Origin of the sequence: Trebonia sp., from assembly GCF_030042015.1 — a bacterium.
Classification (GTDB): Bacteria; Actinomycetota; Actinomycetes; order Streptosporangiales; family Streptosporangiaceae; genus Trebonia.
Window position 1 is genome coordinate 1 of the sequence record NZ_JASIAL010000327.1, and the last position, 18,129, is coordinate 18,129.

The 18,129-nt window shown below is 67.8% G+C and carries 15 protein-coding genes and 1 pseudogene; 8 read left to right on the forward strand and 8 right to left on the reverse strand.

The window, feature by feature from the left end; genetic code table 11:
- Positions 1–228 precede the first annotated feature (228 nt).
- The 6 genes from Q1N79_RS17580 to Q1N79_RS30720 all read right to left on the reverse strand — a co-directional run bounded on the left by Q1N79_RS17580 (position 229) and on the right by Q1N79_RS30720 (position 6,764).
- The gene (locus tag Q1N79_RS17580) at positions 229–561 is read right to left on the reverse strand and encodes a hypothetical protein (protein WP_300610172.1); all 333 of its coding nucleotides are present in this window, start codon (positions 559–561) and stop codon (positions 229–231) included.
- A complete protein-coding gene (locus Q1N79_RS17585) occupies positions 561–1,181 on the reverse strand; it encodes a DUF1003 domain-containing protein (RefSeq protein ID WP_300610173.1) in 621 nt (206 codons plus the stop codon). Before Q1N79_RS17585 ends, Q1N79_RS17580 begins: the two co-directional genes overlap by 1 nt.
- Before the next feature lie 852 nt (positions 1,182–2,033).
- On the reverse strand, positions 2,034–2,318 hold the full coding sequence (locus tag Q1N79_RS17590; RefSeq protein ID WP_300610175.1) for a DUF211 domain-containing protein: 285 nt from the start codon (positions 2,316–2,318) through the stop codon (positions 2,034–2,036).
- Between the two features lie 805 nt (positions 2,319–3,123).
- Entirely contained in the window at positions 3,124–4,158 is a 1,035-nt protein-coding gene (locus tag Q1N79_RS17595; RefSeq protein ID WP_300610176.1) for a dihydroorotate dehydrogenase-like protein, read from the reverse strand.
- 930 nt (positions 4,159–5,088) lie between these two features.
- Positions 5,089–5,700 carry a transposase gene (locus Q1N79_RS17600; RefSeq protein ID WP_300610177.1) on the reverse strand — a complete coding sequence of 204 codons (612 nt, stop codon included), beginning with the start codon at positions 5,698–5,700 and terminating at the stop codon, positions 5,089–5,091.
- Positions 5,640–6,764: an ISL3 family transposase gene (locus Q1N79_RS30720; protein ID WP_367185089.1), complete on the reverse strand. Its 1,125-nt coding sequence runs from the start codon at positions 6,762–6,764 to the stop codon at positions 5,640–5,642. The genes Q1N79_RS17600 and Q1N79_RS30720 overlap by 61 nt, the downstream gene beginning before the upstream one ends.
- Before the next feature lie 1,063 nt (positions 6,765–7,827).
- Here Q1N79_RS30720 and Q1N79_RS30725 point away from each other — a divergent pair.
- A pseudogene (locus Q1N79_RS30725) lies at positions 7,828–7,884 on the forward strand (hypothetical protein); the annotation flags it as partial.
- 161 nt (positions 7,885–8,045) lie between these two features.
- Entirely contained in the window at positions 8,046–8,411 is a 366-nt protein-coding gene (locus tag Q1N79_RS17615) for a PIN domain-containing protein (protein ID WP_300610180.1), read from the forward strand.
- Positions 8,412–8,427: 16 nt separating this feature from the next.
- Here the strand turns inward: Q1N79_RS17615 and Q1N79_RS17620 are convergent, their stop codons facing one another.
- Positions 8,428–9,879, reverse strand: a complete 1,452-nt coding sequence (locus tag Q1N79_RS17620; RefSeq protein WP_300610181.1) for a PucR family transcriptional regulator — start codon at positions 9,877–9,879, stop codon at positions 8,428–8,430.
- Between the two features lie 295 nt (positions 9,880–10,174).
- Here Q1N79_RS17620 and Q1N79_RS17625 point away from each other — a divergent pair, with 295 nt between their 5' ends.
- From Q1N79_RS17625 to speB, 5 genes are read left to right on the forward strand one after another with little or no spacing between them, the layout of a single operon-like run.
- Positions 10,175–11,125, forward strand: a complete 951-nt coding sequence (locus Q1N79_RS17625; RefSeq protein ID WP_300610183.1) for a hypothetical protein — start codon at positions 10,175–10,177, stop codon at positions 11,123–11,125.
- Positions 11,112–11,966, forward strand: coding sequence for a polysaccharide deacetylase (locus tag Q1N79_RS17630; RefSeq protein ID WP_300610184.1), 855 nt, complete (start codon positions 11,112–11,114; stop codon positions 11,964–11,966). The genes Q1N79_RS17625 and Q1N79_RS17630 overlap by 14 nt, the downstream gene beginning before the upstream one ends.
- Position 11,967: 1 nt before the next feature.
- Positions 11,968–13,617, forward strand: coding sequence for an APC family permease (locus tag Q1N79_RS17635; RefSeq protein WP_300610186.1), 1,650 nt, complete (start codon positions 11,968–11,970; stop codon positions 13,615–13,617).
- 39 nt (positions 13,618–13,656) lie between these two features.
- Positions 13,657–14,424: a hypothetical protein gene (locus Q1N79_RS17640; protein ID WP_300610187.1), complete on the forward strand. Its 768-nt coding sequence runs from the start codon at positions 13,657–13,659 to the stop codon at positions 14,422–14,424.
- On the forward strand, positions 14,421–15,395 hold the full coding sequence (gene speB / locus Q1N79_RS17645) for an agmatinase (RefSeq protein ID WP_300610189.1): 975 nt from the start codon (positions 14,421–14,423) through the stop codon (positions 15,393–15,395). Before Q1N79_RS17640 ends, speB begins: the two co-directional genes overlap by 4 nt.
- 293 nt (positions 15,396–15,688) lie before the next feature.
- On the opposite strand, the gene Q1N79_RS17650 is transcribed toward speB, so the two are convergent.
- Positions 15,689–16,297 carry a TetR/AcrR family transcriptional regulator gene (locus Q1N79_RS17650; protein ID WP_300610191.1) on the reverse strand — a complete coding sequence of 203 codons (609 nt, stop codon included), beginning with the start codon at positions 16,295–16,297 and terminating at the stop codon, positions 15,689–15,691.
- Positions 16,298–16,402: 105 nt separating this feature from the next.
- On the opposite strand from Q1N79_RS17650, the gene Q1N79_RS17655 reads away from it, so the two are divergent.
- Positions 16,403–17,599, forward strand: a complete 1,197-nt coding sequence (locus Q1N79_RS17655) for an alpha/beta fold hydrolase (RefSeq protein ID WP_300610193.1) — start codon at positions 16,403–16,405, stop codon at positions 17,597–17,599.
- The last annotated feature ends 530 nt before the right edge of the window (positions 17,600–18,129 follow it).

Below are 18,129 nucleotides of genomic sequence, written 5' to 3' on the forward strand. Positions count from 1 at the left end.
GGATGCCGGGGTGCGGGCTGCCCGTATACCGAAGCCGTGGCTTTCCTGGCAGTTGATGCCGTCATCTAGCCTGGCGCCGGGGCCTCGACCCCGACGGGTCGCGAATTGTCGCCACGAGCACGCCGGTCAGTTTCTCGCTTCGGCCGGGGCCCCGCGGGCAGCCCGCCTTTCCTGCAGGCACGAGCATACGGGAGGCGGAGGCCATGGAGCAGCCGCAAGAGATCGGGCTCACGGGCGGCGGACAGCCCCGGCAGGCGGTGCCGCCGTCGGCTGGTGTCGACCCCAGCCAGAACCCACTCCCCGCTTGGTTAGCTTGAGGACCTCGCCGTCGAACGAGCTGACCTGCGCCGCGGGCACCAGGACCTCCCAGCCCCCGACGCGGGCCACCCCTCCGACCACCAGCGGCAGCCCGGGCGAGCGCAGCCGGACCACGACGTCGGACAGCCGTCCCAGCGGCTCGCCTGCCTTGTCCGTGATCGGGCGCTTGAGCACCTCCGACAGGTGGATCGTGCAAGCCTTTCCGGCTTGTCCGGGTTGCGGCGCGGCTGCTGCTGTCGTCATCAGCACGCATCTCCCTTCTGGCCGTTATGGCGGGAATCACCGGCGGATCGGGTGTCCGCCGCGGGCTGCCCACGCGCATCAGATCGCGGCTCGTCCGCACCCTCGTTGCCCCGGTGTACCAGGGCAGCGACAAGCAGGGCAGTCTGCTCGCTCTCGCGTTCCAGCAGACGACTGCCTTGCTCAAGGAGCTCGGTGATCTGCGTCGTCTGCCGGCGGTTATCCTCAGCTAGCCGCGCGATCAGCTCCGCCTGATCGATGTTGTGCTGCACGAGCGCTGATAGCCGCGCGTCAGCCTCGGCGCGGTGCCGCGCGTCGATTTCGGCCCGCGCCTTGTCACGGTCTGCCTGCCGGGTCTCTGCCAGCAGGATCAGCGGTGCCGCGTAGGCGGCCAGCGCGGAGAACACGAGGTTGAGGAAGATGAACGGGTAAGGGTCAAAGCGCGGCCCGAATCCAGCACTGTTGACGGCCACCCAGGCGGCGATGACCACGGTCTGGCCGACAAGGAACCGTGGCTTGCCGAACAAGCGCACGAAACGCTCAGCGGCACGGCCGAAACGGTCTGGACCGTAAATCCCGGCAAGAGCCGGACGGGATACCCGGGCCTTCGCATTGTCCGTCACACGGCATCGCCTCAGCCTCCGCACGACGATCCGGCAGAGGCCATCACCACTGCTCGAGTGGGTTGCTAGCGAGCCCCATCGCTTCTTGCAGTATATATCTGCGGCAGCTGGCCGGGCTCGGTGCCCTGCAGCGGATCGAAGCGGGGAATGCCCGGACACCGCAGCCTGGGCGGTCGTGCCGTCCCCGGAGCCGGGCGTTCCCGCATCTGCCAGGTGACCGCGACGGGCGCGCCGCGGGAGACATGAGGCTGCGGTAAACACGCGGCGGAATCCGTTGCCGAGACGCTCCTCTCCGGTGACATCACGCGATGTTGAGCACGGCACCCACCGCGGTGACAACGATCCCGGCGGCCAGTGCCGCCGCCCACTGCACGGGGGCTCCCGCCCAGCCTGTGGCCGACCACCACGCCCAGGAACGCCAGCATGCCCACGGCCAGGGCGAGGGGCAGCCACGGGGACGGGAAACCCGGCGGCGATACCCAGGAGGAGAAAGGTGCAAAAACTGGCCAGGCTGGCCTGGGCGGCGTCGGCCAGCGCGTCCCGGCGGGCAGCCCCGGCCCAGCCTGGTGGCGCCCAGCGCACCCCGGTCGAGAAGGTTCAGGTGCCCGCCGGCCTCGGAGCAGGCGCGTCCGCAGCTCCACGTACCTGGCGACGAAGATGGCCAACACCGCCCAGTCACCAGCGCGAACGAAGCAACCCGCAGGGCCGACCCCAGGCCGGTGCCGCTGCCGCCGGCCGGAACAGGGTGCGCGGTCATGCCCGGCGCGTTGGTGATCCCGTCCAGCAGGCCCAGCACCACCGGCAACACGCCAAGCCCCGGGCGCAGCCTGCCCCGCCGCCGGCGCGGCCGGCTCATCGCTTCCGCGCTGTCCGCTCCACCAGCCGCTCTCCCGCCGCCAGCTCGTCGATGCTGTTCACGACCGCCCCGGTGGATTCGATGGCGCGGACGAGCGCGCCAACATCGATGCTGTCTCCCGCCACCGTGATGTCCATCCCAACCGTCTGCACATCGATCTCAGTAACGGTGATGTTCAGCCCGGCCACGCCCGGGGCGGCATCGATCGCCTTCGCGATGTCGATGATCTCGGGCCGCTGGATCGCCTTATCCACGTCCAGGAGCACCCTGCGGATGTTCATCCCTTCTCCCTTACCTCCGATGGGGAATCAGACCAGAAGGCCATCGGCCATCTGGCGGGCGACCGCGCCGCTGCGCCGGCGCAATCTCAGGGGTGAGTGCACCTGGCGGTGCACATCACTATTGTCATCCGCATTGTCATCCGCGCGGGACTGGATGGCTCCCGCGGCGGCGAGGCCGCCAGTAGCCTAAACTTACGTTTGAACCTTCGTGGTTCCTATTCTCCCGAACCGCATGGTTTGTGCGGTGTGATCCTCTGCTCGGGGTGTCTGACCTGCTGCTACGAATGGCGGCCCTAGCACTCCCCTACCTTTGATGTCCTCCCGGTGCAACCCGTGGCCAGATGCGGTCCCCGCAGCTTGCCCGCGGCGATTTATATGCACAATTTATCCACAATTGTGAATTACCCGAATTGCTGGACAGGCAACGGCTCCTGCCTTTATGCCTGGTTTCTGCGAAGAGACCTGGCCGAGGGAGGAGCCGTTCCCTGCCGATAACCGGCGCGCTGACAGTCGCCGGTCCAACGATCCCAGCACTATGACAAGCCGACTGAAGGGATCTGGCCGGCCCTCAAGCGCGGGCCGCTGGCCAACATCGCCTCCACGGGCCAGGGAGTTCACCCTCATGGTCGGCATAACCCGGGACTCGGCATGAGACGGCTTATGCCGACGTCGGCATAAGTTGGCAATGCGCACCCCGCATCGCATCCCGAGCCAGGCCGCGCCGCTTCGCCCGCTGCCGGATGGCGTCACCGACCTGGACCATTTCCGCTTCCCTCCGGCGTGATCCATGAATGTCGGCTGAGGTTCAGGTACGGCCGGCAAGGGGAATGGTCCAGTCTGAAGGTGATGTCAGGTTGGCGGCGCGCAGGGCGGTGACATAGCTGGCGCGCTCGTATGCCTCCTGGTCGGTGTCCGCAGGTACCGACAGCAGCCCGCGCACCTCCGCCACGGAGGTGAACCCCTTGCGGGTCATCCAGCTGGACAGTCCGTCGAGCAGCACGCCCGCGTGCGCGACGCCGTGCCGGAGCAGCGCGGACGCGGTCATCACGACGTCGGCGCCTGCGAGCAGGTATGCGGCCACGTCGGCCGGGCCATCGACGCCGGTGGTCGCTGCGAGCGAGGCGCGCACCCTCCCCGCGAGCAGCGCGATCCACGCCCGGGGCAGGCGCGCCTCTACCGGGCTGGACAGGCCGTGGCTTACGGTAACAGTCAGGGTCTCCGGGTCGATGTCGGGCTGAATGAACCGGTGGAACAGCACCAAGCCGTCGGCGCCGACGTGGTCCAGCCGCAGCGCCATCTCGCCGATGCAACTGTAGTACGGGCTCATTTTCACCGCCACCGGTACCGTGGCCGCCGCCTTGACCGTGGTCAGGATCTCCACGTGCCGCAGCTCGATGTCGCGCCCGGGGAACAGCGGGTTACCCGGAAGGTCGTAGACGTTCAGCTCGATCGCGGCGGCGCCCGCCTGCTCCAGGGCGGTGGCGTAGTCGGTCCACTCTCCGGGAGTGACGCCATTGAGGCTGGCGATAACCGGGATGTCTACGGCGGCCGCGGCGCGCTCGACGAGGTCCAGATAGCGGCGCGCGTCATTGTCTTGGCCGGCCGCCTCAGGGGAGTACGACAGCGACCCGGCGAAGCGCTCAGTCCCGGTGCCGGACCGCGCGGCGTTCCGCATCGCCTTCCCGCGAAGTTGCTCCTCGAACAGCGAGTAGAGCACGACCGCTCCGAATCCGGCGTCGGCAAGCCGCCGGACGCCGTCGACGGTGTTCGACAGGTTTGACGCGGAGGCTACCAGTGGGTTCCGCAATTCCAGTCCCAGGTAACGGGTTGTCAGGTCCATCAGCGGTCCTCCTGAACATCAGCCTGGTCTCCGAACGGTCGAGTTCGGGATCGGTCTTGCGTGCATTTTGTGGGCATGCGGGCGAGCCAGAACAAGATGTCGGCGACCGGGTGCCGCACGGCAGACGCGGCGGACGTTGAACAGCGCTGCGCCGCAACCAATGATCCCGGCCGAGCGGATTGGCGATCCGCAACTGTCGTTCGTTGTTCGCGGCGCAGGTGAACTCGCGATCATGGTAGACGCGCCAGGGCTCCGTGTTCTGCAACAGCGACGGCGCCCGCACCGTGGGCGCAGCGACGAACCAAGCTATCTTGTCCGGCGTCGCCGTGCCGACGTACGCGGTCGCGCCGGCGAAGGTTTCCAGGATGCCCATCGCCTCCCCCTCTCGCGCTATTCGCCCTTGTCCGTACGCTCCCTGCCAGCCGCCGACGCCGCTTCCAGGATCTAGCGCTTCTTCTGAGACCGCACCTGGAGCAAGCCGACCTCGGCCAGATGCGGCGGATCCGCTGCATCCGCGACGCGAACTCGGCTGCTGCCGGGGACTGCGTCCGGTTGGCCCGGGGCCTGCCGCATTGAGCAGCCCCGGAACGGACTGGTCGCGACGACTGCCTGATTCGCAGCGAGCTGAACATCGCCCAGGTCTTCCCGGCGATGGCCGCTTGCGGGCCAAACATAACCTGATGCGGTTCTCCCGGGGCCGCCCAGTGACGGCCAACGGTGCAATGCCGGCACGAGAAATCACCTCAGCCTCCACCGCCGTGTCATGTAGCAGAAGCCATCAGCCACCGGGGCAATCAGAGGTGAACTCCATCACCTGGGCAGATTCTACCGCACGACCAAGGACCGGTCCACGCCAGCTAGGGCGACGGCAGATCGGCCAGTGCTGGCGATCAGCTATTTCGGCTCTGGCGATGATCACGTGATGCGTGCTCAGGCGGCGATGAGTATCTGGGCTTTGAGGAGGTCGGAGTTCGCCCGCCCGTAGCCGTCCCGTTTGAGCCGCTTGACCGGCGTGACGTTGCCTTCTACGGCGCCGGAGCTGTGCTCGGGTGTCAGGCCGTTGATGACGGCGGCCAGGTCGCGGCGCATGCCGGCGGCGAGGCTGCGCAGTTCGGGCAGGTCGCCGGCTTCCACGGCGTGCAGCCAGGCGGGCAGTTCCGTGCCGCGCCGCTGGGCCATGATCTTGGCGGATGACCGGATGTGCTGCTGGAGGCGTTCGAGGTGGGCGCATCCGGCGGTGGCGTTCTTCACGATCAGTGTCTCGTCCTCGGTCAGGCGGTCCGGGTGGGTGAGCAGCGCCTTGCTGATTTTGCGTGGTTTCGGGATGGCCGGGGCAGCGGGGGCGGGCTTGCGGCGGTGCGGGTCCGGGTGGCTGCGGCTGGCGCCGGGCAGCCGGAAGGGCCTCAGGTAGCGGCGCACGGTCTGGGCGCCGCCTTTGAAGCCGAGTGCGCGCAACTCGGCGGTGATGGTCTCGGCGCTGGTCACGCCCTCGTTCCAGCGCTGGCTGACCAGGTCGATGTAGGGGTCCGGGCCTGGTGGCACGGTGCCCGGCCTTGCCGGGCAGTTCCTCCGCGCAGGTGGCGTTCGCGAACCGGCGCACCGTCTGGATGTCGAGGTTCAGCTCCAGGGAGACGGCGGCACGGGAGAGCCCGCGGGCGGGGCACTCGTGCACCTCGGCATACCGCGTGCGGGTACGCTCGGCCAGCCGGTAAGCGCGCCCGGGCGGGGTGACCGGTCCGGCGGCAGGCAGCGGCACAGGCGCGGGAGGGTCCAGGGCGGCCGGCTCGGCCCGGGCTGCGGCGGCGGCCCGCAGGCAGTGGTGGTGCGCGGCCGCAGTTTTCCCCCGCCGCCTCGCACAGGTTCTTCCACAGGCGGAACCTGCCGGCGACCTGGATTGCCTGCGGGGCTCCGGTGCGGATGCCCTCGGCATACGCCCCGGCCCGGTCCCGGCATACCACTGCGACCCCGGGGTGCTCGCGCAGCCAGGCGGCCAGCGTCTCGGCCCCGCGGTCGGGCAGCACGTCCACGGGCTTGCGGCTGTCCATGTCGGTCAAGATGGTGTCATACGACTGGCCGCGGCGGACCGCGAAGTCATCGACGCCGGGGACCTCGATCTGGCCGGCGCCAGGCAGCGGCTGGGCGCGGATCAGCCGGATGAGCACGTCCCGGCAACACGGCATGGCGAGCTGCGACGCGAGCCCCGACCCGGGCCGCCCCGCCAGCGAGAGCGCGATCTCGACCAGCGCCCCGGTAAGCAGCGGGGTGCGGCGGGCGAACGGCGTAGTCAGCCCCGGGACCTGCCCGGAGAACGCGGACTGCGCGCAGCGGGGGCGGACGCACTTGAACCGCCGGATCTGAGCGATCACCTGCACCCTCCGGCCACCAGGCGGAAGGCCGGCGAGCTGACGCTGATAGCGGGCGTGAACCCGGGACGATCGCCTTCGCCATCCCGGGCACGCCGCGTCGCTCGCCTTCGCCCGGACCCGGAACGTCACCACGTCCCCGCCCAGCTCGACGCTCTCCACCGTGACAGCAGCGAACTGCGGCAAAAGCCCATCAATGGCCAGAGATGTCCACGCCGGACATCCTGGCCGGCCGGCCCCCATCCGCCACGTACGACACGCCGACCAGCACAGATCACGTGATCATCGCCAGAGCCGGTAATTCCCTACCCCCTCGATCAGGCGTTTCCCTAGGGCGCCGACGGGCCGGGGTGTTCCGTTTCTGGTCCTTTGAGCTGAGTGTGTCTTTCGTCCGCTTCTGGACGGAGGACCGAGATGGCGAGGAGGACGTTTACGATGGTCGATGTCACGGAGATCCTGCAGCACTGGTACGCGGGCCGGCCGAAGGCTGGGGTCGCGCGCAGCCTGGGGGTGGACGCCAAGACCGTCCGCCGCTACGTGGCCGCGGCGGAGGCGGCCGGGATGGCGCCGGGCGGGCCGCCGGTGGCCGGGGAGCAGTGGCGGGCGCTGGCCCGCCAGTGGTTCCCGCAGATCGCCGGCACCGGGATCCGGCAGGTGTCGTGGCGGGAGATCGCGGTGCACCATGACCGGATCGCCGCGCTGGTCGGCGTCGTGCCGGTGTCGGTAATTCACCAGCGGCTGGCCGGCGAGCAGGGGCTGGAGGCGAGCGTGGCCAGCGTGCGCCGCTACGTGCGGGCGCATTTCCCGGACGGGCCCCGGCCGCGGGAGGTCCGGATGGCCCGGCCGCCGTGCGCGGCGGTAGCCGAGGCCCAGGTGGATTACGGGTTCCTGGGGCTGTGGCCGGACCCGCAGTCGGGCCGGCACCGCCGGGTGTGGGCGTTCTCGATGGTGCTGCCGTACTCGCGGCACCTGTTCATCCAGCCCGTGGTGAGCATGACCCAGCGCGCCTGGACCGAGGCGCACGTGGCCGCGTTCGAGTTCTTCGGCGGGGTCCCGGCGAAGATAACTCCGGATCATGTGGCGTGCCACATAATCCGGCACCCCGACCAGCGGCCCGCCGAGCTGAGCGTAGGGGGCATCCAGCAGCCGGACGTACTCCGTCTCGGTGAAGCCCTTGCGCCTGTCACCGCGGGGCTCCGCCGGACTGGCATCTCCCATGCCGTGTTCTGGGACCCTACGACGGGCATTCCCACTTCCTTTATCACTGTGGTATGGTGCACATGTGAGTGGGACGTATCAAGTCGTCATGGGAGACCGGGGGCGCCTAGTCATCCCCGCCGACCTCAGGGAAAGAGCAGGGCTTGCGGAGGGCGCCATGCTCATCCTCCTGGAGACTCCGGCTGGGCTTGTGCTCTTGACACGTCCGCAGCTCCAGGAACTGGTGCGGGCTGATCTCGCCGGCCTGGACCTAGTGGGCGAACTCCTCGCCGAGCGCCGCGCGGAAGCCGCGGCCGACGACGCGGGGTGAACGTCTTCGATGCCTCCGCGCTGCTCACGTTCCTGCAGGGCGAGCAAGGCGCAGCTCAGGTTGAAGAGGCGCTCAACAATGGTGGCGCCTGCGGCGCCGCCAACTGGTCGGAGGTCGCACAGAAGATCCGCGCACACGGCCGTAACTGGGACTTGTCCCGGCCGCTGCTCCTGAGCTACGGGGTCAAGGTCGAGGCCGTAACGGTCGCCGATGCGGAGTGGGCGGCCAGCAGGTGGGCGCCCGGGCAGGGACTGTCTCTGGCGGACCGGCTGTGCATGGCTCTTGGCGACCGACTGGATGCCGACATCTGGACAGCCGATCCGACATGGGGAACCGGCGGCAGGATACGGCACGTCCGCTGAGAGCTGATTGGCAGCTTTAGTCCCTGTTTAGCTCGAGAGCAAGCCACAGCTCTACCACCGCGGCGGGAGAAGTGAGGTCCAAGCCGGTGAGTGCCTCCACACGGCGGAGCCGGTACGCGAGAGTGTGCGGGTGAACACCCAGCCGCCGGGCCGCCTCGCCGGATCGCTGACCGTACTGGAGCCAGACGCGCACCGTGTCGAGCAGCCGCTCCGCCGAATTGTGCTGCTGGGCGAGCAAACGCCCAAGGACGCGCTCTATGAGGGCTCGCCTGAGCACGGGGTCGCTCGGCAGCCAGTCCAGCTCGGTCGCGAAGGATGAAGCATCCACGATCGTCTCATCTCGTTCGGCCGCGCGGTTCAGGGCCGCCCGCGCCTGGTGCTCTGCGAGTGCGAAGCTTCCGCCGAGTTGGAACCGCCGGCTCTGGCCAGCGTGCACCCTTGGCAGCGCCTTGAGCAGGTCTTTCACCGGGGCGTTCGCGCAGACGAGCAGGACGATCTCCTGCTGGATGACCATGAGGTGCTCACAGCCGATATCGGCCAGATGATGATGGATGAGTGCGCTGTCGGATTCGGTGTCGGTGGTGCGAATCAGGTACAGGGATAGTGCCTCCTCCTTTAGGTGGGGTGTGATCCGGGCCATGACTTCGCTGGCGGGCTGGCCGCTCAGCAGTTCGGCCAGCAGCTCGCCGCCCTCGCGGCGCTCCGTTTCCCGCTGCCGCTCAAGCGTCGCGCGCTGGAGAGCCGCAATCGTCGCGATGTGTTGCAGTGTGGCCAGTCCTCCAGGCTGGGCGTCCGAGCGCCACAGGCCCAGCAGGCTCCCCGCGATGCGGCCTGCGATCGGCACCGAGACGACGTAGCCGCCGGGGACATACGCCGGCGCCTCAGACGGCCGCGCGAGTAGTTCCTTGCGCTCGTCGGGGAATGTGGGAACGCCTGGCAGCAGCGATGAACCAGTCTGCGAGCTTAGGTAAAGCGTGTATCCCGAGACATCCTCCAGGCGGCGGAACAAGGAGGCGGGGTCGCTGTCATTGCCCGACCGCAGCACGTCGAAGACGCTCAGCTGGCGGACTAGTTCGCGGTGGGCCGCGTCTTGGTTCGCCATGATGACGATCCGGGCGATGGCCAGGAACGGCACCTCGATTGATACGAGCAGGATCGGAAAAGCGAGCCGATCGGCTTCCTGCATGAATTCCGCGGATAGCCGCGGGGCGCGCAAGTCCTTCGAGATGGCCAGAGCTGCCGCCCCGGCTGAGCAAAGCCTCGACAGGTACTCGCGCTGACGGCGCGGATCGCGTGGTATGGCCATTCCGGTGGTCATGAGCAATTCGCCCCCCTCCAGCCAGGGCACTGGATCCTCCAGCTCGCAGACGTGGGCCCATGTCGCCTGTCTTGCGGCTCCTTGCCGACCCGCGACGAGCTCGCAGCCGAGGTGAGAGAGATCCACCACCTCCTGAATAGTGATAGGCATGCCGTTCTCACATTTGGCTGAAGAGCCAAGTTAGATTGATCATTTTGGCATTCTAGCCCATAGATCATCAGCAGGTCGCGCGCTAATCTCATCACAGTCCCACTGCACCGGAACCGGCGTGACCAGCGGCGATGCAGATCTAGGAATGGAGGTGGCGCTCCATGTGCCGGCTTGCGACGTTCGCGCGGCCGTCAGGACTCGGCCGGTTGGCGAGGTGCGACGTCAAGATCACGGCACTGGCCGCGGCCCACCCCGGCTACGAACTGCATTGGCTCTTGGCAGTAAGGCCAGTCTGATGGCCAAGTTCAAGATCTATTTCGCAACCGACATTCACGGCTCCGAACGATGTTTCTTCAAGTTCCTGAACGCCGGCAAGTCTTACGGCGCCGATGCCGTCATTCTCGGCGGCGACGTGACGGGAAAGGCGCTCGTCCCCGTGGTCGAAGCCGCGGGCGGCTCGTTCACCGTGAACTTGTTCGGCAAAGCGGAAACGGCGGCCGACCCAGCCGAGCTCGCGGATCTGGAGCGGCGGATTCGCACGCTCGGGTTCTATCCATATCGAACGACGCCCGAGGAGCACGCCCGGCTGGCCGACGACGCGGACTACCTGTCGTCAGTCTTCGACGAGGTGATGCGGAAAGCCACGCAGAGGTGGGTGGAGATCGCCGATGCCCGCCTGCAGGAGGCCGGGCTTCCGTGCCTGGTCATGCCGGGCAACGACGATATCCCCGTCGTGAAAGACGTCCTGGCGCAAGGCCGGTGGCTAGTGCAGGGAGAAGACCACGTTGTCGAACTCGGGCCCTATCAGGTCGCCTGCCTTGGCTACTCGACGATCACGCCGTGGAACTCGCCGAGGGAACTATCAGAAGAGCAGATGGCCGAGCGGCTGGCCAAGCTGATCGAGCAGATCCAGCCTGGCATGCCCGTGATCTTCAACATCCACAATCCACCCGCAGATTCAGGCACGGACCTGGCGTTCAAGCTCACTGAGGACATGCGGATCGAGACGGCAGGCGGCGAGCCAGTGAAGGTTCCCGTCGGCAGCCGCGCGGTGCGCTCGGCTGTCGAGACCGTGCAGCCCGTCCTTGCGCTTCACGGACACATTCATGAGTCCCGGGCGATGACGTCCATCGGCCGCACGAAGGTCTGCAATCCGGGATCGGCGTACCCAGATGGGGTGCTCCAGGGCGTGGTCGTCACCCTGGACGGGGACAAGGTGAAGGGTTTCAAATTTGTCTCCGGATGAGCGCCGGCCGACGAACGGGGTGCTGTGCCTGACGTTCGACGTCGACGCCGAGTCAGTGATGCTCGCGGCCGATCCCGCGAACGAGGCTCGTGCGTCGCTCATGAGCCATCAGGCCTATGGGCCTCTTGTCGGCGTCCCGCGGATCTTGTCCTTGCTCGCGCGGCTACGAGTCCACGCCACGTTCTTCGTTCCCGGCGCCACGGCCGAGCGGTACCCGGGCACTGTCGCGGCGATCCTCGACGGGGGTCATGAGGTAGCTCACCATGGGTACCTCCACGAGTTGCTCGTGGGCTCGGACGAGGCCGCCGAGCGGCGGTACCTGGAGCGCGGACTCGAGGCACTGGACCGGGTCGCGGGCGTCCGGCCTATCGGATACCGGGCCCCTTGGTGGGAGGCGACGCACCGCACCCGCGAGCTTCTCATCGAGTACGGCTTCGGTTACGACTCGAGTTTCTTTGACAGCGACGCCCCGTACTGGTTCAAGGCCGGCACACGACACCTGCTTGAGATCCCGGTCTCCTGGGCGCTCGACGACTGGGAGCGGTACGCGTTCTGGCCTGGGGTGACCGGTGACGGGCGGATCGACCGGCCGAGTGCCGTCGCGGCAGCCTGGTGGGAGGAGATCGACGCGATCAGGGCGGCCGGGGGAGTTTCCGTTCTCACGATGCACCCGTTCCTCTCGGGCAGGCCAGCGCGGGCTGCTGCCCTTGAAGCGCTGATCGAACGCGCGCTCGCCAGCCCGGGCCTGCCGGTCGTCCGTCTCGGGGATCTGCTCCGGCAGTACCGGGACGCGCCCGACGCCGCAGACAGCAGCGGTTCCCTGACGAAAGGTAGGAGATGACATGGCCGTAGGTGGCGCCAGGCCGCTTGAGGGCGTTTTCGCGAGGAAGGCGACGGGGCTTGTCCGCGAGGGCAACGCGACCAGCGTTCTCATCTACAACATCAACTTCGTCAGCATCGGCCTGATGCTTGTCTTCGCGCTCATCATGATCCCGGCGTTCTATCCGGGCGCAAACGTCGAGGGCACGTTCCTAGGCGCCTTCATCGTGGTGATCCCCACGTCAGTGACGTTCGCCCTGCTGGCGGCCGCCATGCCGCGATCGGGTGGCGACTACGTTTACGTAAGCCGCGTGCTCGGTCCTCGGTGGGGGATGATGTCCAGCCTCAACAACACGATCTGGTGGATTCTCTACGGCGGGGTACCGTCTGCCTTTTTTGCTTACTACGGCCTGACTCCGCTCCTGCGCGGCATCGGCGTGCTGACGAACAATGCCACGCTGATCCGGTACGGGAACGACCTGTCGACTCCGACCGGCGCATTCATCGTCGGCACTATCCTCATCATCGTCCTGGTAGCGATCTTCGTGATGGGACTGAACTTCTACTTCAAGATCCAGAACGTGCTGTTTGCCATCGCGATGGTGGGACTTCTCGTCACGATCGGAGTGCTGGCCGCGAGCAGTCACGCCGGGTTCGTCAGCTCGTTCGACCACTACATCGGCCGGGTCACCGGCCACGCGGGCGCCTACAGCGCGGTGCTTGCGGCAGCCAGCAAGGCTGGCTTCCAGACCGCGCCGTTCAGCCTCTACTGGACGCTGATCCCGATGACCTGGATCTATCTCGAGCTCGTGTTCAACCAGTCCTCGGCTTACATCGGTGGTGAGGTCAAGCGGCCGGGCAAGATACAGCTCTGGTCGATGCCGTTCGCCGCGGTGGCAAGCACGGCACTGGCGATGCTGATCGCCTGGCTGGTGGCGCGGGTCGTCGGCACGTCGTTCCTCGGCGCGGTGAGCTTCAACTCCGGCGCCGCCATGGGGTTCTCCTCCACGCCCGTGTACACGGAACTGGTCAGTTATGCCGCGAAGAATGTCGTTCTCGGGTTCGTCATCACGTTCAGTTTCCTTTTCTGGTCGTACTCGTGGCTACCGGGCCAGATCCTCAACTCGTCCCGCAACCTGCTGGCCTACGGAATCGACGGCGTGTTCCCTTCGTGGTTCGGCAAAGTCAGCGAGAAGCGCCACACACCGGTCAACGCCCTCGTCGTGATGGGAGTCGGTTCGATCGCGGCCCTGTGGCTCTACACTCGCCCGACCGGCCCGTTCAAGACGCTCACCGGCATATTCGGGTTCATCCTGAGCTTCCTCATGGTCTCCCTCGCGGCGATGCTATTCCCTTACCGGCAGCGTCAGGTCTGGGAGAACTCGGCGGTCAACTGGCGGATCGGGCGCGTGCCCGTGGTCACCATCGTCGGAGCGCTGAGCTTCGCAGCGTGCGGGTTCATGGCATGGGACTACCTGAACGACCCGCTGTCGGGCATCAGCGTGGTGCCCCACCACACAGGGGGTCTTTTCGGGTACCAGGACTTCGCCATGTTCATCTTGAACATCGTGATATGGGTACTGGGCTGGATTGTCTACGTGATCGCGAAGGCAGTCCGCGGCCGCCAGGGAGTCGACCTGGATTCCACCTACAGGGAACTCCCCGCGGAGTAGGCGGAAATGACGCAGGGAAACATGCGATCCTGGTCTGCGATGAACGCGGAAGCGGACGGTGCGCCGGGCGGGGTGACGGCCGGGGAATTGCTGGAAGCCGCGGCCGATCTAGTTGCGGCAGGCAGTGACGCGGGCGTGCGCATGCGCCTGCTCGGAGGGATCGCGGTTTACCACCTGACGAGTTCGTCCCGCGAGCCACCGCTAAAACGCCGCTACCACGACTTTGACATCGTAGTGCCGCGTAAATCGGGAGCTGCAGCCGGACGTGTATTCGAGGCCCTCGGCTACAGGGCGGACTCTCACTTCAATGCGCTTCACGGAGCGCACCGGATGATCTTCAGGTCGAGCCGCGGGTTTGTCGTCGACGTCCTCGTCGGTACCTTCCAGATGTGCCACCGTCTTGAACTCGGCCACGACCTCCCCGAGGCCGGTCTCACGATTCACCCGGCTGACCTTCTGCTGACGAAGCTGCAGATCATCGAGATCGAAGAGAAGGACCTCCAAGACTCGGCCGCTCTGCTCTCCGACCTCGCGGTCAGCCACCAGGATCTCGGCATCAGCCCAGAGCGCTTCATCCGCCCATTGGCCGGTGACTGGGGGTTCTTCCACACTGTGGAGCGGAATCTCCCAAGGGTTGCGGAGTACGGACGAACACACTTGGACCGCTCTCGGGCAGAGGCGGTCGCAGGGTCCGCGACCGCCCTGGAACAGGCGATGAGCGATGCCCCGAAGTCCGTGAAGTGGAAGATGCGAGCGCGCGTCGGGGAGAAGGTCACCTGGTACGAGCTCCCTGAAGAGGTGGGTTGAAGATTAACGAGGGCGAATCTGGCGCAGCCGGTCACGCCGAGCGCGGCCCCATCGACGCGAGCCGCATCCCACGCTTCGCGGGGCCGCCGACGTTCGCGCTGCTGCCGCGACGGGATGAGGTCACACACTGCGACGTGGCCGTCGTCGGCGTCCCGTTCGACAGTGGCACGTCGTACCGGCCGGGCGCCCGGTTCGGGCCCGCCGCGGTGCGGCAGGGATCCCGGCTGCTGCGCCCGTGGCACCCAGGACTGCAGGTGGCGCCGTTCGGCGTGCAGCAGGTCGCGGATGCGGGCGACATCGCATGTAATCCGTTTGACATCAAGGAAGCCATAGACCAGATCGAGGCAGGCGCGACCGCCCTGCTCACCAGCGCCGGCCATCTGCTGGCGATCGGCGGAGACCACACGATCGCCTACCCGCTGCTCTGCGCGACCAGGCAGCGGTTCGGGCCGCTCGCGCTCGTGCATTTCGACGCCCACCTCGACACATGGCAGACCTACTTCGGCGCCCCGCTCACCCATGGCACGCCATTCCGGCGGGCCGCGGAGGACGGGTTGTTCCTCAACGGGCACAGCATGCACATCGGCATCCGCGGCCCGCTCTATGCCCCGAGCGACCTCACGGAGGACGCGGAATTGGGCTTTCAGATCATCAGTGCCATGGACGTCGGGCGCACCGGCATCGACGGCGTCGCCGCCGCGATCCGGGCGCAGGTCGGGGACCGGCCGGTCTACCTGTCGATCGACATCGACGTGCTCGACCCCGCGCATGCACCGGGCACCGGGACCCCCGAGGCTGGCGGCCTCACATCCAGGGAGCTGCTCGGAATCCTGCGCGGCCTGGCCGGAACGCGGCTCGTGGGCGCCGACGTGGTCGAAGTGTCGCCCGCCTACGATCACGCCGAGATGACCGCCGTGGCCGCCGCGCACATCTGCTACGAGTTGCTGGCCCTTATGGCGCTCCGCGGCTGACCGACTGCCGGGATGCAACCCGGCCGGGCTCGGGAGGGCACGGGCTGGGGACCGCGGAAAGTGTCGGGAGAAGCCACCATCCGTTCGGAATAAAGATCTTTAGCGGAACGGACGGTGGTTTCTGCTCCGGGCCCTGCCGCGGCCTGGTTCCCGGCCGGCAGGCGGGCGGGCCTCTCCAGCCGGTCCAAGCGGCGGGCCCGGCGCCCATATCGGCCGTTCCGTGTACCGCGCGGGCCGGGTCGCAAAGGGGATGGCCGCCGGGCCAGGGGTTGGCGGGGTGAGGCAGGAGGATGTCAGCTCCTGCACGCCTTGAGCGCGGCAACGGTGACGTCGGTGAGGCGCCGGAGGTAGTCGTCATCGGTCACGCCTTGCGTGATGAGGAGCCGGAAGCCCAGGGGGGCCGCCAGCAGGTCGAGGGCCAGGTCGTGATCAAGGTCAGCGGGCAGCTCGCCGCGGTCGATCGCACGGACCAGCATGGCATCGGCGACCTCGCGCCGTGGCGTGGCGATGACCTCGCGGAGTGCCGCCGCGAGCGGGGGGTTGCGGGGTGACTCGGCGAGGAAGTCGGGTGCTATGCGGCTGACCAGCGGATTGCTGAGCTCGCGGAAGGTGGCCCTCAGGTACGCATCGACGTCACCGCGGAGGGTGCCGGTGTCCGCATGGATGAGCGCGTGCTCCCTGACGGCGCGGGCCACCAGGTCGGTCAGCATCGCGTCCTTGGAGTCCCAGCGGCGGTACAGCGCCGCCTTGCCGACGCCGGCCCTGCGGGCCACGGCCTCCATCGACATCCGCGCGTAGCCGGCCTCCGCCAGTTCCCCGAAGGCGGCCGCCGTGATGGCGCTGGTGACGTTCTCCTGGAGCACGGCTGCCCCGGCAGGCCGCCTTCTGGACGGTTCTCCCATGCACTCAAGCATACATCGCGACGGAACAGTTGCGTTCCATTGGATGGCGGCATAGCCTGAGATGGACGGAACGGATCGGTTCCGTCGCGAGGGAGGAGATCGGTCATGAAGTTCCTGTTCGACGACGAGTCGTTCTCTTTCGAGGCGCTGCGTGCGGCCGGGTACGCTGCCCGGGGCGGCGCGGATCTCGGCGAGGTCCTCGTGGCCTGCGCCAACATCCCTGACGGTGACGAGGAGGCGTGGTGCCGCGAGTGGGGCGCCCTGGCGGACCGAATCCGCGACACCGGCCTGGCCGCCCTCGCGGCGGGCCACCGGGTCAGCGCGCGGGACGCACTGCTGCGCGCCTCGAACTACTACCGCACGGCCGAGTTCTTCCGGCGCGCCGACCCGGACAACGACCACGAGTCGGCGCGCCTGGCCCGGCTGTCGCGGGAGTCTTTCGCGGCGGCCGCCGAACTGCTTGACGTGCCCGCGCGCCGGGTCGCGATCCCCTACGAGAGCACGAGCCTGCCCGGATACCTGTTCCTCGCAGACGACTCCGGGGCGCCGCGGCCGACCCTGGTCTACCACGGGGGCTTCGACTCCACGCTGGAGGAGAGCTACTTCGCGATCGCGCTGGGCGGACTTGAGCGCGGCTACACCGTGCTCGCGTTCGACGGCCCGGGGCAGGCGACGGCCCGCCGGCTGCAGGGGCTCGTGTTCCGCCCGGACTGGGAAAAGGTGGTCACCCCGGTCATCGACTACGCGGCAGCCCTGCCCGAGGTCGACGAGCACCGCATGGTCCTGATGGGGACCAGCTTCGGCGGTTACCTCGCCGCCCGGGCGGCCGCCTTCGAGCACCGGATCGCGGCACTCGTGCTCAACGACGGGCTGTTCGACTTCGGCGGGGCAGTGCTGCGCGGCCTGCCCCAGGCACTTCCCGCCCTGATCGAGGCGGGCCGCGACGCGGAAGCCGAGGCTGTCATGGCGCAGGCCGCCGCCCACAGCGCCTACCTGCGCTGGGCGGCGGGCAACTCACGGTGGACCTTCGGCGCGACGAGCGCCGTCCAGGCCCTGCGGGAGATGCGCGCCTACACCATGGCGGGCATCGCCGACCGGATCACGTGCCCCACCCTGGTCCTTGACCCGGACAACGACCAGTTCTTCCGCGGTGAGCCGCGCCGGATCTTCGACGCCCTGCGCTGCCCGAAGGAACTGATCACGTTCACTGCCGCCGAAGGTGCCGGGGAGCACTGCCAGGAGGGCGCCGGCCTGCTCACCGAGCAGCGCGTCTTCGACCGCCTCGACGCACTCCTCCGCTAGCCCGCGCCCGGCTGCTGACGAGGCATGACCTGCGGGGAGCTACCTCACCCCGAACGGGTGGGCCTGACTGGCCAACGGCACCGGCGTGGTCAGCTCCTCCGACACCGCCTACCAGGTCGGCCGCCACTGGGCATGCCAGGCCATCGAGGTATCCATCGTCGCCGGTCCGTCCAGCTCGCGAGGATGGCAAGGTCATCCGGGCCCACCCCCATCCGCCACGACCGGGCCCGCGAGTTCGGTGCCTTCGCCATCCCCAGGAAGGCCGCCCCGCCGCACGCCTGATCACAAGCAGATAACGCTGCAAAGGAAACGGCAGGTCAACGGTGGGCTCACAACATTCAGCGCATCGAATGCGACATCTTGACCGACGGGCGACTCAAGCGCGCCGAGGACCCGCAAAGGCCCGCGTGAAGTGCTTGCCACACCTGGCTAACCCGATTGACACATCTGGCCGATTCCGGCGGCTGTGAGGATAATTGAAACGACGACATAAAGCGCCCAGGGGGTTTAAGTCGCAGGCCGCGAGCCCA